The sequence below is a fragment of the Halomonas sp. RT37 genome (genome assembly GCF_040070525.1).
GTDB lineage: Bacteria > Pseudomonadota > Gammaproteobacteria > Pseudomonadales > Halomonadaceae > Halomonas > Halomonas litopenaei.
Genome location: NZ_CP098827.1, coordinates 3,052,073 through 3,068,657 on the forward strand (window position 1 = coordinate 3,052,073; position 16,585 = coordinate 3,068,657).

The following is a 16,585-nucleotide window of genomic DNA, read 5'->3' on the forward strand; positions in this document are numbered from 1 at the left end:
CCCTAGCGCTGCTCGAGCATGGCAAGGTGCTGGCGCGCCCGGCTCAAGGCACGCTGCCTGAGCGCCTCACGGCGTGCGTCGATCCAGTCGAGCCAGGCGTCCATGCCCTCACCGCTGGTGGCCGACAGCCGCAGGATCTCGAGTTCGGGATTGATCCGACGGGCGTAGGCTTCGCAGGCGTCCATGTCGAAGTCGACATGGGGCGCCAGATCGACCTTGCTCAGCAGCATCAGTGAGGCGGCGGCGAACATGTGTGGGTACTTGAGCGGCTTGTCCTCTCCTTCGGTCACCGACAGGATCACCACCTTGGCGTCCTCGCCCAGATCGAAGCCCGCCGGACACACCAGGTTGCCCACATTCTCGATAAACAACAGGCCGAGCCCGGGCGGGCTTACCTGGGGCAGCGCCCGTTCGACCATGGAGGCGTCGAGATGGCAGCCCTTGCCGGTATTGACCTGCAGCGCCGGCACCCCGGTCTCGCGAATGCGCCGGGCGTCATTGGCGGTCTGCTGGTCGCCCTCGATCACCGCCACTCCCTCGGCACCAAGCCGACGGATGGTGTCGACCAGCAGCGTGGTCTTGCCGGAACCCGGGCTCGACACCAGATTCAGCGCCAGCACGCCGTCGGCCTCGAGGCGCCGCCGATTGCCCTCGGCGATGGCGTCATTGCGCGCCAGGATGTTGGTCTCGATCTCCACCAGACGGCGCTGCGACATTCCCGCCACCTCGACCCCGGCCGGCCCCGCACCACAGTCCAGATGCGGCGAGGCATCCGGCTCGGCAGCGCCAGGGTGGTCGCCGTGGTCATGGGAATGAACATGGGCGTGCACATGCTCATGAGAGTGGGCGTGGTCGTGGTCGTGGTCGTGCTCGTGCTCGTGCTCGTGCGAATGAGGGTGAGCATGGGAGTGAGTGTGGGGGTGAGCATGGGAGTGAGTGTGGGGGTGGGCATGGGAATGAGCATGCTCGTGCTCGTGATGATGGGCGTGACTCTGGTCACCACTTTCGGCGCATCCGAAGACGGTACACATCAGACAACCTCCAGTTCCTTGACGCGAAGTTCCTCTCCGCCGGTCACGTGCAGACGGGCGCTGGAACACAGGGGGCAATCGTCGCCACGCTGGGCAATATCCACCGTGCGATTGCAACCGAAACACCAGGCCGTGGCCGGTATGTTGACGATGTCCAGCGTCGCCCCTTCGGCGACGGAGCCACGGGTGGATAGATCGAAACCGAACGCCAGGGCCTCGGGCTCGACGCAGGACAAGGCCCCTATCTCGAGACACACCCGGGTCACCTTCTCGAACGCCTGGACACTGGCCTGCTCCTCGATCAGTTCGACGATGCTCTGACACAGGCTCAATTCGTGCATGATGACCTCCCCTTGGGCGGCCCTGCCTTCCGGTATGGCGCCTGCGAAGGCGCCTGGCACAGCGCTTCACTCGACTCCTGCCACACCACCGGCAGACAGGGATCAGCACAGCTCAGCGCCATCGCCACCCGCTGCCGGGCCTGGTTGTCGCCATCACTGAGGCCATGACTGTAGCCATGGCACTCGCCCTGGCCGTGGGCGGATTCCAGCAAGCGGGAAAGGAAGCCATGTTGCCGCTCGCCATCGGGGCCGACAGCACCGTCGAGCATGGCGTCGGTCGGGGTGATGATGTGGTAGTCGACGACGCGGTCGTCGCGGCACGCCACCCGATGCACCAGGCGTCCCCGGGCGGCCTCGGCCCAGCCGCTGCCATCGGCGGCGCGCCCGCAGCGTGGCTTGCCGGCATCGCTGCTATCCCCAGCGGTGCAGTTGCCAGCGCCGGCGCGCAGCGCAACTATCAACTGCGCCACCTCCACCAGCCGCGCCAGCATCCGCGCATACAGGCTCCAACCATCCCGCGCGATGACGCCGCCTAGCGACGCATGCCCGGCCACGCGACCCACGAAGGTAGGATCGTCCGCCACAGCGATTCTCCCGAACTCCCGCGGCCAGTCGGCGACCTGGCGCAGCACCTCGGCGGGCCGACTCGGCGCTCGCTCGAGCCACGCCTCGATATCCTCCAGTGCGCGCTCGGCCGACCCGGCAAACACCCGCGCCTCCAGCACCTCCAGCGTGGTCAGCGAAAGCCCCGCCAGCCCCTTCAGGGAGTCGGCGTCCATCGCCATGCCCAGCACCCCCGGCCAGTCCCGCAGCATGACCAGGCCATGCTCGCGCAGGGTCTCGAGCTGGATATGGCGGTGGCAGTCAGGGGCAAGCGGCAGGTCCATGGCCTTGGCTGCCGCGGCGCTCTGGGCAGCGGCGCACAGGTTGTAGAGACACCCCACCATGGTCATCGCCTCGTGACGATTTCGATCGATCAGCCACTGAGTCGGCATCCGTCCTCGCTGACTCACGCGAAACCCCGGCTCGCCCCCGGGGTTGTGGCCGTGACCGTGGCTGATGATCAGCGTCGGCATCATGACGACTCGTCCTCGTCCCCTGACGCAGAATCCAAGGAGGCTGCGCTGCTGGGGGAGGCTTTGGTGCCGGCAGCGGTGCTCGACGTGCGCCCGGTCAGGAAGTCTCGCCGTGACTCGAGCCCAGGCGCCGGGGGAGACCACTGGCTTACGCCAGCTTCACCATCGCTGCCTAGGGGTTCGGGGTCGGCCGAGGGCGCCGCGGTGCTTTTAGCCACAGCGTCAGCGTCAGCATCTGCCCCGGCGATACCCTCCTCCCCGGCCACGCTCAGCGCGGCGATATCGGCGTGGCGATCCGTCTCGGCGCGGTGGGCAGGATCAAACAGCGCCTCCATGGCGGCGCGCGCCACCTCGGTGGCGTAGGCCTGGCTTGCAAACTCGCTCATGTCGGAAAACAGCGAACAGGCCAGGAAGGCGCCCACCGGTACCCGGGTATTGAAGATGAATTCGTAGTCGCCGGAGGCAAAGGAGTAGACCCGCTTGTCGCCGGGACGCAGGCGCTGGGCGTCGTCATCGGGACCTGGGATCACCACCAGATTCATCAGCCAGGGCGCGACCAGGATGCCCAGCAGCCCGCCCTCCCAGGGGATAAACCCCACCGCCTCGACGTGCAGCGACAGATTGTTGAAGGGGGAATCCTTCATGCCGGTGGTCTGGATCTCGCGAAAGGTCTCGACCAGTCGCTTGACGGCGCCCATATCGGCCCTCGCAGCCGCGGCGGGTGTGGCAGGTGTGGCGGGCGGGGCGGCCGCCCCCCCGACGCCCTGCCGATCATCCAGCACCATAAACTGGTTGCGCTCACCGTCGCACTGGGGGCAGCGCCAGTCCTGGGGCAGCGCCGAGAATGGCGTCCCCGGCTCGACCTGACGAACGGCGTCACCGACGGCCGGGTCATAGCAGTACCAGCAGATCTTGCACTCGAGCCGGGCGGCGTCGTCCAGGCGCGCCAGGTCTCCGAGAAACGAACCTTCGAATCGTGCCGTCACGCCATCGCCTCCACTACCTGCTTGAGTCGAATCACCGAATCGGCGATGTCTTCGGCCGCCGCGCAGGCCACCTCGGGCACATCGGAGACTTCGATGACGTCCAGAATCAGCGAGTCCTGGGAATTGAAGTAGCGCACCCGCCAGACGTGATCGAGGGCGGTGCTGTCGATACGACAGTTGCCGTAGCCCCGCGACAGGATGGTGACCTCGCCCCGACCCAGCGCCTCGTCCAGATAGGCCAGATCCTCCGGGGTATGGGGCAACAGCGACAGGTTGATGGCATAAGGCTCGCCACCCGGGACACGCTCCTCGCAGCGCTCGATCAGCTCCGAGACGATAAAGGGCCCGTTGACCACACCCTGGCCGGCCTCCGGCGGGCAGAAGATGCGCTGCTGGCGGCATTGCACCACCGCCAGGGGCACCACGCCGATCTCGATATGTTCCCGCACACTGCCCGTGGCGTGATCCACATCCCGGGACGTCACCCGCCACAGACCGGCGAAGACCGACTCCTGAATCTCGACGGCATCCTTGCCACCGACCTTGATCGCGACCTCACCCTCACCCAGTGCATCGGCCAGCGCCTTGCGATTCTCGGCATCGAGCGACGGCAGCTCGACCACCAGGTTGCCGCCCTCCGGCGTCCACTGGGCGGCCCTGTCGGCCAGAGCGCTGAGGGCATCCAGCGCCGGCCGGATGCGCTCGGGGTCCTCCACCTCGGGAAAGCTCGGCTGAAAGGTGCTCATTCCCGATGGCATCGGCAGGTAATCGAGCACGGCCTCCTCGGGCTGGCTGCCAGGCCCGATACCCGGCGATGACGGCATGAATCCCTGGGTCATGTTCGAACACTCCCGTCGCGAGCGATGATATTGGCGCTGGCAGACGTCCCTTGCAGAATGGCGTGGATCTCGCCCAGGTAGTCGTCCCAGTCGCGCACCTTCGAGATCACACCGGTCATCCGCCCGTCCTGGAAAAACAACAGTGAAGGCACCGGCCACACCTGAAAGCGTTCGCGGGTGGCGTCTTCTTCCGCGCGATCCACCACTGCGGGCTTGAAGCGGCCCGGGAAGGCCTTGACCAGCTCCGGCAGAATGGCGGCCACATCGTTGGTCTCGAGGTTGGTGGCCGGATCGCCACTGAGAAACAGCACCCGTGTGCCTGACCCCGTCACGAAGGCCGCCAGTTCCTCCCCGGCGAGGCAGGGATAGTCCAGTTCATTGATCAGCCGGTGCAATGGCCCCGTCATTGGCGTGACTCCCTAGTCGCTCACTCGCTTGTGTTGTCGATCACCCGCTTGCGTTGTTACCCGTGGCGTACTCAGCCGGTGGAGGCACCCGCCTTGCGCGCCGCCTCCAGATGCGGCGGCAGGCGGGGTTCGCCCTGCTCCAGGTCTGCAAACAGTCCCGCCTCGACCGTCCCTGCCTCGGCCGCCATGGCCATGGCCCTTAGCGCGTCGCTGATGCGCAGCGCCTCATCGGCCTCCAGCACCCGGCGCGCCGCTCCCAGAAATACCAGCAGCCAATCGCCGGGGCTCACCGCCTCGACCAGGGAAATATCGACCTCTTGTCGATCCTCTGCTCCGTCGCTGACACAGATGGCGAGCGTCCCGCTGGCCTCAAGCACCCGCATGGGAATGCCAATGCACATATCGCGGCTACTCCTTCGCAACGCTGTCGGCTACACCATCCCGCTCGCTTCCCGCCTCGCGAGACGGGTCGCCGTGCGCCCCGTCAGGATGACCAAGGTCCCTCGCCAGAAAGCGCGGATCACCCACACGGCAGGCATCACGTGGTGAAGGACGCAGATTTTCGTAGTGGTGAAGGGCGAGCGCCGAAGGCGCCAGTTCGGCGATGGGGGCCTGGTGATCGCGGCTGTATCCGGGGCTGTGTTGAGAGCCGTGTTCGGGGCTTTGTTGAGAGCGAAGCTCAGGCCTTGCGCCCCAGGACGCCAGCTCATCGACCACCAGGCGGATCACCTCATCGATTCGCGCGGCGATCTCCGGTCGCAGCGAGCCACCATAATCGTCCAGCACCGAGGGCTGAACACCGACCAGCATCACCCGCTGTGGCTGCCAGCCGAGCAGCTGCGCCGCCGCCAGCACCTCCTGAAAGCCGGTCTGGTGCAGCGACATCTTCTTGGCGCCCATGAAACTCGGCACCGCGTCATCGCGCACTACATGCACACTGCCCGGGGCCAGGCCGTAGTCGATGGCATCGATGACCAGCAGGCACTCGCAGGACTGCACGTAGGGCAGCAGGTAGAGTCCCTGGGTGCCGCCATCCATCACGGTCACCGCCTCGGCAAACGTATAGCGCTGGTGAAGCGCCTCCACCGCCCGGACCCCGAAGCCCTCGTCGGCCCACAGCACATTGCCGATACCCAGCACCAGAATCGATGGCGTCGCCTCGTGATCATCCGTCTTCATGCCGGCTCCTTCGCTGCGCCGAATATCTGCCTGCGCTACTTTAGTTGGCTTTATCCTGCGTCTCGTTCTTCATTCTTTCCTTGTTCCTTCTTTCCTTGTTCCTTGTTCCTTCTTCGCCTCTTTCAGCGGCTCGCTCTTCGTCTGACTCCTGGATGCATTCGCCATAAAAACATCAAGATGCAGCATCAAAGCCAAAGCCCAGCCACGAAGCGCCTTTTTCAACGACAAACAAGACACCGACAAACAGGACGCCAAAAAACTGCCGAAAACGCTTCCATCTGCGACACCCATGGCATATGCGAAAGCATTTTTTCACACTACAGCAGCCACTTACATGCACATATCCACGATGACCTGAAAAAAACCTCGACCATTTCCGCAGAATAACGCCGCCACCTTTCAATAAAAAACATGCCCATCGTTTCGGCACAGTCACATGGTATATAACCCTACAAAAGTCCAATAACCGCCGATTCAAAGAGAATCTTTCTCATAAAACACCGGGCAACAACGTTTCAAAAGGTGACTTATGATTACCTGATTAATGCCCGACCAAGATACCTCCCCCACCGGCCTATGCACGCGCCTCGCCAACCTCCCTGAACGCCAACAAAAAGCGCCGGAGACCTCACCTGATATTCTCGGTGAAGCCTCCGGCGCCAACAGTCAGCGCTTACGCCCTTCAACGGCAGGGCTAACGATCAACTGCGAGCAATGACAAGTCACGGCGAGCAACGACAACTCACTACAAAGGGTCGTCGTCCTTGAAGGTGCGCTCCCCTGAGATCATGGTCGAGACGATGCTCTGGCGGGACATGATGTCTTCGCGTATCGCCACGTACACATGGATGATGATGAAGGTGATCATCACCCACATGCCGAGACGATGCAGGGTATGCACGTCCAGGCTCTGGCCCACCAGCGGGATGACCCAGCCGAACAGCGTGTCCTGCCAACTGCCGCGCAGGGCACCTTCGGCGTAGAGCGCCATTCCGGTCACGATCATGAACAGGGTGCCGAGGGTGATGAAGATGAACATCGCCAACTGCGCCAGGGGATTGTGGCCCACGTACTTGCGCGGGCGCTTCTCCAGAAACAGATACCAGCGAAGCTCGAACCACACCTCATGCCACCAGTCACGACGGTGCAACGGCAAGCGAAACAGCTGCTTGGCGTGGTGATTGCCGACCAGCGACCAGTAGAACCGAAACAGAAAACCGATCGCCAGGATGTAGCCCGCGGTGAAGTGGGCAAAGCGGATATAGCCCATCACGAAGTGATCGCTGGCCTCACCTGACACCGTCGGCAGCGGCTTGCCGATAAAGTAGCCGGTGACGATCAGCACCAGGATGGCTGCCGCGTTGGTCCAGTGCCACAGCCGCAGCGGCGCCTCATAGACGTAGACAGACGTCTGCTTGACCGAGGAAGGCAGCACCCGCTCCTCCCCGGGGCCCAGCTTGCCTGCCTGAGGGTCGGCCTGGCTGGCTTCTGCAGATGACGACGCTTTCGAGTCATGGGACATGGGACACCCTCCCCCGGCTATCTGACGGTGACGCGAGACAGCTCTTCACCGTCTTCGCTCATCACGTGGGTGGAACAGGCCAGGCACGGATCGAAGGAATGCAGCGTGCGCAGGATCTCCACCGGCTCGTCCGGCCGCTCCATGGGAGTATTCAGCAGTGACGCCTCGAAGGCGCCGATGTTGCCCTCCGGGTCCCGTGGACTGCCGTTCCAGGTGGTCGGCACGATGCACTGGTAGTTCTCGATCTTGCCATCCTTGATGCGGATCCAGTGGCCGTTCATGCCCCGGGGCGCGGCGACCATGCCGACACCGCGAGCCTCCTGGGGCCAGGACGCCGGGTCCCACTTCTCGATATTGGCGGTAGCCAGGTCACCGGCGCGGATGTTGGCGATCAGCTCATGCCAGTCATCGAGCATCATGGATGCGCAGTAGTGGGCTTCCAGGGCGCGGGCCAGGGTACGGCCGATGGTGGTCGGCAGCGCCTGCTTCGGCGTCAGACGGGTGCCGGCGAGCTGATTCAGGGCGGCCAGCGACGAGTCCACCTGGTCGATCACGAAGTCATTGCCCTGGGCGTAGTTGAGGATGTAGCGCGACAGCGGCCCCACCTCCATGGCGTGGCCACGCCAGCGTGGCGACTTGATCCACGAGTACTTGGCGGCCTCGTCGATCTCCTCGATCCGGGTGCGGGTGCCGACGGTGCCCTCGCCCAGTTCGTAGTGGTGCTCGGTCTCGCCGTCCCAGGGGTGCAGACCACGGGACTCGTCGGCGTAGCGGTACCAGGAATGGGCCACAAACTCCTGGATCTGCTCGGGGTCGGTGGGGTCCACCTCGTGGATCTCGTTCCAGTTGCCGCCGAGGATGGCGCCGCCCTTGAGCTGGTCGGTGGACTTGTCGTAGTTGACCTTGGAGTAGTCGCCGTAGTCCATCACGTTGGTGGCGGACAGGCCCCCGCCGTACAACCAGCCCTTGTAGAAGCTCGCAATGGCGATGACGTCGGGGATGTAGACGTTCCTGGAGAAGGCGAAGGCTTCCTCCATGCGCGCGCGCACGAAGTTGAGCCGCTCCATGTTGAGTGGCGCCCCGGCCGCCAGATCGCCGTCGATATTGATGGCACAGGGCACCCCTCCGACCATGTAGTTGGGGTGGGGGTTCTTGCCGCCGAACACGGTGTGGACCTTGACGATCTCCTTCTGCAGGTCCAGCGCCTCGAGATAGTGAGCGGTCGCCATCAGGTCCGCCTCCGGCGACAGCCGATAGGCGGGGTTGTCCCAGTAGCCGTTCTTGAAAAGCCCAAGCTGCCCCGACTCGATAAAGGTCTTCAGGCGATTCTGGACGTCGCGAAAATAGCCCGGCGACGACAGCGGATGGTTGGGGCCGGTCAACTGCTGCAGTTGCGAGGTCGCCCGCGGGTCGGCCCTCAGCGCATTGACCGGGTTGACCCAGTCCAGCGCGTGCAGGTGGTAGAAGTGCACCACGTGGTCATGCCACTGCAGCACCTTGGCCATCATCTCGCGGATCAGGTGGGCGTTGCGCGGGATGCGGATGTCGAGAGCGTCCTCCACCGCGCGCACCGACGCCAGCGCATGACAGCCGGTGCAGACGCCGCAGATGCGCTCGACAAAAGCCCAGGCGTCGCGCGGGTCACGGCCCTTGAGGATGACCTCGAGCCCGCGCCACATGGTGCCGGTGGACACCGCGTTGCGGATGATGTTGTTGTCATCTACGTTGACCTCGCAGCGCATATGCCCCTCGATGCGGGTCACCGGGTCGACGACGATACGCCGTCCGCTTCTGTCCAGATTGAACCCGTTAGGGGTGTTGATCTGCGTCATCAGGCTTCCTCCCTGTTGGCTGACGACTGGCGCTTGACCTGCGCCCGTTTCAAGGCGCTGACGGCAGCGTGGACCGCCACCGCACCGCCCACCCCGGTGGCTACAACGCCGCCGATCTGGTCGGCGTTGGCCTCGATGCCGAACTGGTGCACGTCCTGCAGCCGGGCGTACCAGGAGCCCTTGTCCCAGAAGCCGTCTTCGGAGCAGCCGATACAGCCGTGGCCGGCCTGGATCGGGAAGCTCACGCCCTCGTTCCAGCGGATGGTCGAACAGGCGTTGTAGGTGGTCGGGCCCTTGCAGCCCACCTTGTACAGGCAGTAGCCGCGACGGGCGCCCTCGTCATCGAAGGACTCGACGAACTGGCCGGCGTCGAAGTGTGGCCGGCGGTAGCACTTGTCGTGGATGCGCTGGGAATAGAACATCTTGGGCCGGCCGGTGCGGTCGAGCTCCGGCAGCCGGTCGAAGGTCAGCATATAGGTGATGACCCCGGTCATGACCTCGGCGATCGGCGGACAGCCCGGTACCTTGATGATCGGCTTGTCGGTGATGACCTTGTGCACCGGAGTCGCCCGGGTGGGGTTGGGGCGCGCCGCCTGGACACAGCCGTGGCTTGCACAGGAGCCCCAGGAGATCACCGCCTTGGCGTGCTCTGCGGTCTCGCGCAGCTGGTCGACGAAGGGCCGCCCACCGACGATGCAGAACATGCCGTCCTCGTTGAGCGGCGGGTTGCCCTCCACCGCCAGGATGTAGTTGCCCTTGTAGCGCTCGATGGTGTCGGCCAGGGCGGCCTCGGCCTGATGCCCCGCCGCCGCCATCAGGGTGTCGTCGTAGTCCAGCGAGATCATCGACAGCACCACGTCCTTGACCAGCGGATGGGCCGAGCGGATGAACGACTCCGAGCAGCAGGTGCACTCGAGCCCGTGCACCCAGATCACCGGCGTGCGCGGCTTGGTCTCCATGGCGTGGGCAATTTTGGCGGTGTAGGCAGGCCCGAGCCCCAGCGCCGCCGCCGTCAGTGAACAGAACTTCAGAAATGAGCGACGCGTGACCCCCTGTCGCCGCATCACGTCGTAGAAGGTTTCGATGGGCTCCATCGGCAACGACTCCCCTGTCGTGGTCCTGGATCTCGCCACCGGCGTGATCCCCTGATCTGGAGGCGGCCTGCCCTCGTTACACCCAAGGCCAGAAGCCGACACGAGGCTTGCACGAAAAGCCATCCAGATCGCCTGTTGTTGTTTCCCTAAACTACAGGGCAAGGCCCGTGCCAGATTGCGGGGAGTACGTCTTTTCAAACACTTGGCGCACTTGATGACCACATGGCGGTAGCGCCCTTTCCAGCCACCTCCGTCACGCCAGCACAGAACTCGCGCTACACGGCACACAGGTGGTAGCCGGCTTTCCAGCGCACTGCGCTGGCGTCGCCCTGGCCGCCCCGGGCCACTAGCAGAGCCATCATCGGGGCCATCGCCAGGGCCGGCATCGGGGCCATTGCCGCAACCCAAGCGCTTGACAACAAGCCGGCAATCCGTAGAATACGGCGCCATCCAAAGGCTACGTAGCTCAGTTGGTTAGAGCACATCACTCATAATGATGGGGTCCCCTGTTCGAGTCAGGGCGTAGCCACCAGATACCGAAAGGCCCGCCGATCACCGATCGACGGGCCTTTTCGTTGTGCCTTCCAATGCAACGGTTCAACACCGACGCAACAACGACAGAGCGCCTGGCGGTTGCCCGCCAGGCGCTCTGTTATCGTCGTTTCAGTCTTTCAGCAAGCGTGCTGCGAGCGCTCGCCCTACACCAGTTCGGCACTGTTGAAGAAGGCAGTCAGCGCACGGGTCAGGTGTTCCACGTCCTGGCTGCCGGCGGTCTCGCGGATAGAGTGCATCGCCCACTGGGGCACCCCCACGTCCAGCGTCGGCACGCCAAGCTCCGTTGCGGTGATGGGGCCGATGGTGCTGCCGCAGCCCATGTCCGCCCGGGTAATAAAGGTCTGCACCGGCACCTCTACCTTCTCGCACAGATCACGGAACATCGCCGCCGTGGTGCTGTTGGTGGCGTAGCGCTGGTTGGCGTTGGTCTTGATCACCGGGCCTGCGTTGAGGCTCGGTCCGTGCTGGGCGTCGTGCTTGTCCTTGAAGTTCGGGTGCAGCGCGTGGGCGTTGTCGCAGGAGATCATCCGCGAGGACTGGATCAGGCGGATATAGCCTTCCTCGGTGCCCTCGCCCACCTGGCCATTCACCCGCTTGAGCACGTCGGCGAGGAACGGGCCCTGGGCGCCACAGGCGCTGGCGCTACCCACTTCTTCGTGGTCATTGGCGACCAGCACCATGCCCTGTTCGCCGTCGGCGTCGAGCATCGCTTCCAGGCCAATAAAGCAGGACAGCAGGTTGTCCAGGCGGGCGCTGGCGATCAGTTCCTTGCCCACGCCCACCAGCGACGGCGGCTGCAGATCATAGAAGCCCAGCTCGAAGTCCAGCACCTTCACCCCGGTCAGACCGTGCTCCTGCTCCAGCCAGGCCAGCAGCAGGCGATCGAGGTCGTCGTCCTTGCCGCCCTGCAGCACCACCGGCGCCATCTGGGTCTGGGCATTCATCGCCTTGCCGTCGTTGGCTTCACGATCCAGGTGGATGGCCAGGCTCGGGATGATGGCGATGGCCTCGGCGACGTTGAGCAGCACGCCCTCGACCCGCCCATCGGCGTGACGGACATGCAGACGCCCGGCCAGGCCCAGGTCACGGTCGAACCAGGGCGCGAGCAGTGCCCCGCCGTAGACCTGCACGCCAAGCTGCAGCCAGCCCGCCGAGGTCTGGCCGGCGTGGGTCTTCAGCCTGAGATTGGGGCTGTCGGTATGGGCGCCGACCATGCGCAGACTGGTGACCGGCTGGCCCTTCGGCAGGTTGACGGCGATAATCGAAGAATCGTTGCGGGTCACGTAGAAGCGGTCACCGGGAACCAAATCCCAGCTATCGGTCTCCAACAGACGACGGTAGCCGGCGTCCTCGAGCCGCTGAGCCATGTTCGCGGTGGCGTGCCAAGGGCTGGGGGAACGGTGAAGAAACTCAAGCAGCCGACTGAGCCTTTTGGCGCATCCGGCATCATCCTTTGGCAAGCACTCCTGTGACATGGGCGTCCTCTGTTGCATGATAGTGTGGTTCAAGGATTGACCCTAAATGTCGCACAACGGCAAGGGTCAAGGATTGACATCAAGCTGCTACAATGCGAATCCGGTCCAAGGGACCCGCCGACCGAGTCGGTGTCAGACCGACGAGTGTACACGAATCCTGGAGTGCTTCATTGATGAGCCTGATTGAGTCTGCGGGTCGCGCCCTGGCGCTGTCCCTGCTGATCGCGGCCCCTACGGCGCTGGCTACTCCCACGCCCGGCGACGACCAGCGTCAGGCGGCCATGGAGGTGGCCGAATCACTACGCTACGGCCACTACGCGGATGTGCGGCTGGACGACCAATGGTCCAACCGTGCCTTCCAGCGTTATCTGGACGTGCTGGACGGCCAGCGTGCCTACTTCCTGCAGGACGACGTGGATGAGTTCGCTGATCTGCGCACCGGCATGGACGAGGCAATGCTCGAAGGCTCCCTGGAGCGGGCCTACGACCTCTACGAGCGCTACCACGATCGTGCCGAGGCACGTCTTGAGTGGATGCTCGACGAGATCGACCACCTCGACATGAGCTTCGACGGCGAAGGCCGCCTCGAACTCGACCGCGAGGATGCCCCCTGGGCCGCCTCCCAGGCGAGCCTCGACGACTTGTGGCGCAAGCGCCTGGCCAACGCCGCCCTGACGCTGTCAATCAGCGGCCAGGAAGACGACGAGGTCATCGACACCCTGCGCGAGCGCTACGAGACCCAGAAGCATCGCCTCGAGCAGACCAACGCCGAGGACGTGTTCGGGCTGATCATGGCCGCCGCCACCGGCACCGTGGACCCCCACACCGAATACCTGTCGCCGCGCCAGGGCGAGTCCTTCGACATCCAGATGCGCCTCTCGCTCGAAGGCATCGGTGCCCTGCTCCAGGCCGACGGCGAGTACGTCAAGGTCGCGAGCCTGGTGCCCGGTGGTCCGGCCGAGAAGGACGGCGCGCTCAAGCCCGCCGACCGCATCATCGGCGTCGGCCAGGATGGCGAAGACATCGTCAACGTGGTCGGCATGCGCCTGGACGACGTGGTCGAACTGATTCGTGGGCCCAAGGGCTCCGAGGTGCGCCTCGAGGTGGTGCCCGGTGAAGCCGTGGACATGACCCGCTCCACCGTGGTCGACATTACCCGTGACACCGTCAAGCTCGAGGATCAAGCGGCCAGCAGCGAGGTCATCGAGATCCAGCGCGAAGACGGCGTGCACAAGGTCGGCGTGATCGAGGTGCCCGCCTTCTACGTCGACTTCGACGCCTGGCAGGCCGGCGAGGAAAACTACCGCTCCACCACCCGTGACGTTGCCGCCGAGGTCGAGAAGCTCAAGGCCGAAGGCGTCGAGGGCATCGTGCTGGACCTGCGCAACAACGGCGGCGGCGCCCTGCAGGAAGCCAACTCGATGATCGGCCTGTTCATCGACCGTGGCCCCACCGTGCAGGTACGTGACGCCCGTGGCCGCATCAGCCTGTACGGCGACACCGACAGCGGCACCCTGTATGACGGCCCGCTGGTGGTGCTGGTCAACCGCCTGTCCGCCTCGGCCTCGGAGATCTTCGCTGGTGCCATCCAGGACTACGGACGCGGTCTGATCGTCGGCTCCAACACCTTCGGCAAAGGCACGGTACAGACCCTCAACGACCTGAGCTACGGCCAGATCAAGCTGACCCGCGCCAAGTTCTACCGCATCTCTGGCGAGAGCACCCAGAACCGCGGCGTGAAGCCGGACATCATGTACCCGAGCCTGCTCGACCCCGAGATCATCGGCGAGAGTGCCCTCGACAACGCCCTGCCCTGGGACACCGTACGCGACGTCCAGTACCGCAGCTACGGCACCCCGCGCCAGTACCTGAAGGACCTGCGCGCCCGCCACCAGCAGCGTGCCGACGAGCACCCCAACTTCCACTACCTGGAACAACGGGCAGAGCTAGCGAGCCGTCTGCGCGAGCAGCACACCAGCGTCAGCCTGAATCGCGAGCAGCGTCAGCGTGAAGCCGACGCCCAGGACGCCGAAATGCTGGCACTGGAAAACGAGCGCCGCGAAGCCCTCGGCCTCGACATCCTCGAGGAATGGGGCGACGCCCGCGAAAGCGGCGACGACGCAGACCTCGCCGACGAAGAGACCGAAGAGGAACAGCCCGTCGACCGCGCCGAGGTCGAGGAGTCAGCGGAAATCCTGCTCGACTTCGCCGAACTCGGCCCGAGCTGGCAGTACGCGGTAAAAGGCTAAGCGGCAAAGAGACGACTAGCCGCAAGCTAAACGAAAAAGCCGGGGCTTCGAGCCCCGGCTTTTTTATGGACGTGGTCTGAACTCAGCCATCGTCACCCTAACGGCGAGTAGCCCTTCTCACTCTTCTCTCCCTCCAAAGCCCCATCGCGACCAGGAGTTCGAGCACGGCAAAGCCCACAAACGCAGCCCCGTAGACCCAGCGAACCTGGCGCTTCTGCTCCTCAGTCGGAAACAGCTCCAGCGAGCCGTGCAAAAACCCTGCACCGCTCAGCAGCATCAACACGAGCAACAGCACCGCAATACACCAGAGTAGGATTCTCACCTTCGTCCCGCCTTGTTCGTCAGAGCGCAATCAAGAGAATGGGCAGATGCACTTACTGAGCGCAACTAAAGTACGCCCCTTTCCAAGCCAACCACACTACAGTAGTTGCCAACGCCCATGCGGCTAACCATATTGAAGGTGGTACCGAAAAAGGAGGCAGGACGATGCGAAGGCGATCTGTTCAGAGAGCTCTTAAAAATGCCAAAAACCTCATCACCAACAGTGACTTGAGCGAAAAGACCGGACGTCTGAAGGCCAACATCTCGGCTACACGAGAGAAAGCACTGGAAGCAAAGCTCGGCGGTCTCAACCTACAAGCGCAACACTATTGGAGTGCCGGAGATCCGGGCACTGACATCTGGAGAACCTCCGCGTATACCTCCAGAGGCGTCTTGGCGTTCAACGTCTCTCTAGGCCTGGTATTGAGTGAGTCTGCGATCTCATCGAGCTCCTCCTGGGTGTAGGTCGATAGGTCCGTTCCTTTGGGCAGATACTGTCGAAGCAGACCATTGGTATTCTCGTTAGACCCACGTTGCCACGGGCTGTGTGGATCGGCGAAGTAGATGGCTGTCCCGGTACGTTGGGTTATTTCGGCATGCTTGACCATCTCGCTCCCTTGGTCGTAGGTCATCGACAGCCGTAGTGAGCGTGGAACACGGTTCAATTTGTCACTAAAGCCGACCATCGCATCCGTCGCGGTCGTACCGTCCATTTTCACCAGTATGACGAAGCGTGTCGTGCGCTCAACCAACGTGCCTACGGCAGAACGGTTGCTGGCCCCCATGATGAGGTCGCCTTCCCAATGCCCGGGCATCAACCGATCTTCGATCTCAGGCGGCCGGAGATGAATACTGACCAAGTCAGGAATTTGGCGGCGACGATCCTTGCCACGACTGCGTGGACGCCGCTTTCCCTTCCCCTGCCGAAGGCAAGCAATGAGCTCTTTTTTCAGCGAGCCTCGGGGCATCACATAGAGCGCGTTGTAGATGGCCTCGTGGGAGACCTGACGTGTAGGGTCATTTGGATACATGCGCTTCAGTGTGATGGCTATCTGCCTAGGAGACCAGTACTTGCGCAACAGGTAGGTCACCAGATCGAAAAGAGGCGTACCAAGGCGCAACTTAGATTGTCGTCGTGCTCGATGTCGCGTCAGCGTGGCCCTGAAACCCGCCAGACTGGCGTCATAGCCAGCATGAGAAGGTACCGCATGCCGAGCCAGCTCTCGAGAAATCGTGCTGGCACCTCTCCCAAGGAACTTGGCGATGGAGCGTATCGAGTGACCTTCACGCATCAGCATGATGGTGGCACGTTCTTCAGCAGTAAGGTGGTGGTAGCAATGAGTCATAGCGATAGCGTACCTGATCGATCAGGTGTTGCACTTGCTCATTGAGACCGCCCTCTCCGAGAGCGAAGCCGAACAATGGCAGTGGGACAACAGCAACGCTATCAAAGCCTACAACCATGCTGTCGCTGAGCATGGGTGCCTTGGAGAAGAGTACAGGACATTCTAATGCCCCCAGTTCGACGTGTACGCTAACCCCGGCGCGTCGAAGAAAAAGACGTACCCCTATCTTCTGGACATACAGAGCGATACCCTCTCAGCGTTGGCCACCCGAATTGTGGTGCCGCCTGGACGAGCATCTTTCCTCGAAGGAGAAAAACTGACCCGCCTTACTC

Annotated in this window: 14 protein-coding genes and 1 tRNA gene; 2 read left to right on the plus strand and 13 right to left on the minus strand. The window is 63.6% G+C overall.

Going from position 1 to position 16,585, the window contains the following annotated elements:
- Positions 1–2: 2 nt before the first annotated feature.
- The 11 genes from hypB to NFG58_RS13245 form a co-directional block, all read right to left on the minus strand.
- Positions 3–1,031 carry a hydrogenase nickel incorporation protein HypB gene (gene hypB / locus NFG58_RS13195; protein ID WP_348826699.1) on the minus strand — a complete coding sequence of 343 codons (1,029 nt, stop codon included), beginning with the start codon at positions 1,029–1,031 and terminating at the stop codon, positions 3–5.
- Entirely contained in the window at positions 1,031–1,372 is a 342-nt protein-coding gene (gene hypA / locus NFG58_RS13200; protein WP_108132930.1) for a hydrogenase maturation nickel metallochaperone HypA, read from the minus strand. Before hypA ends, hypB begins: the two co-directional genes overlap by 1 nt.
- The gene (locus tag NFG58_RS13205) at positions 1,360–2,451 is read right to left on the minus strand and encodes a hypothetical protein (RefSeq protein WP_348826700.1); all 1,092 of its coding nucleotides are present in this window, start codon (positions 2,449–2,451) and stop codon (positions 1,360–1,362) included. The genes hypA and NFG58_RS13205 overlap by 13 nt, the downstream gene beginning before the upstream one ends.
- On the minus strand, positions 2,448–3,434 hold the full coding sequence (hybE, locus tag NFG58_RS13210) for a [NiFe]-hydrogenase assembly chaperone HybE (protein WP_348826701.1): 987 nt from the start codon (positions 3,432–3,434) through the stop codon (positions 2,448–2,450). The genes NFG58_RS13205 and hybE overlap by 4 nt, the downstream gene beginning before the upstream one ends.
- Positions 3,431–4,273 carry a hydrogenase expression/formation protein gene (locus NFG58_RS13215; protein ID WP_348826702.1) on the minus strand — a complete coding sequence of 281 codons (843 nt, stop codon included), beginning with the start codon at positions 4,271–4,273 and terminating at the stop codon, positions 3,431–3,433. Before NFG58_RS13215 ends, hybE begins: the two co-directional genes overlap by 4 nt.
- Positions 4,270–4,680, minus strand: coding sequence for a hypothetical protein (locus NFG58_RS13220; RefSeq protein ID WP_348826703.1), 411 nt, complete (start codon positions 4,678–4,680; stop codon positions 4,270–4,272). Before NFG58_RS13220 ends, NFG58_RS13215 begins: the two co-directional genes overlap by 4 nt.
- 71 nt (positions 4,681–4,751) lie before the next feature.
- Complete coding sequence (gene hypC, locus NFG58_RS13225; protein ID WP_348826704.1) at positions 4,752–5,081, minus strand: HypC/HybG/HupF family hydrogenase formation chaperone; 330 nt, start codon at positions 5,079–5,081, stop codon at positions 4,752–4,754.
- Between the two features lie 7 nt (positions 5,082–5,088).
- A complete protein-coding gene (locus NFG58_RS13230; protein ID WP_348826705.1) occupies positions 5,089–5,859 on the minus strand; it encodes a HyaD/HybD family hydrogenase maturation endopeptidase in 771 nt (256 codons plus the stop codon).
- Positions 5,860–6,604: 745 nt separating this feature from the next.
- A complete protein-coding gene (gene cybH, locus NFG58_RS13235; RefSeq protein ID WP_287165402.1) occupies positions 6,605–7,381 on the minus strand; it encodes a Ni/Fe-hydrogenase, b-type cytochrome subunit in 777 nt (258 codons plus the stop codon).
- A 17-nt stretch (positions 7,382–7,398) separates the two neighbouring features.
- Entirely contained in the window at positions 7,399–9,213 is a 1,815-nt protein-coding gene (locus NFG58_RS13240; RefSeq protein ID WP_108448923.1) for a nickel-dependent hydrogenase large subunit, read from the minus strand.
- Positions 9,213–10,307, minus strand: coding sequence for a hydrogenase small subunit (locus NFG58_RS13245; protein ID WP_253029420.1), 1,095 nt, complete (start codon positions 10,305–10,307; stop codon positions 9,213–9,215). The genes NFG58_RS13240 and NFG58_RS13245 overlap by 1 nt, the downstream gene beginning before the upstream one ends.
- 455 nt (positions 10,308–10,762) lie before the next feature.
- Here NFG58_RS13245 and NFG58_RS13250 point away from each other — a divergent pair.
- Positions 10,763–10,839 (plus strand) — tRNA-Met (locus NFG58_RS13250).
- 166 nt (positions 10,840–11,005) lie between these two features.
- Here the strand turns inward: NFG58_RS13250 and NFG58_RS13255 are convergent.
- Positions 11,006–12,337, minus strand: coding sequence for a M18 family aminopeptidase (locus NFG58_RS13255; protein ID WP_348826706.1), 1,332 nt, complete (start codon positions 12,335–12,337; stop codon positions 11,006–11,008).
- 173 nt (positions 12,338–12,510) lie between these two features.
- On the opposite strand from NFG58_RS13255, the gene NFG58_RS13260 reads away from it, so the two are divergent.
- Positions 12,511–14,586, plus strand: coding sequence for a carboxy terminal-processing peptidase (locus NFG58_RS13260; protein ID WP_348826707.1), 2,076 nt, complete (start codon positions 12,511–12,513; stop codon positions 14,584–14,586).
- Between the two features lie 647 nt (positions 14,587–15,233).
- On the opposite strand, the gene NFG58_RS13265 is transcribed toward NFG58_RS13260, so the two are convergent.
- Positions 15,234–16,253 carry an IS30 family transposase gene (locus NFG58_RS13265; protein WP_348826708.1) on the minus strand — a complete coding sequence of 340 codons (1,020 nt, stop codon included), beginning with the start codon at positions 16,251–16,253 and terminating at the stop codon, positions 15,234–15,236.
- Positions 16,254–16,585: the final 332 nt, after the last annotated feature.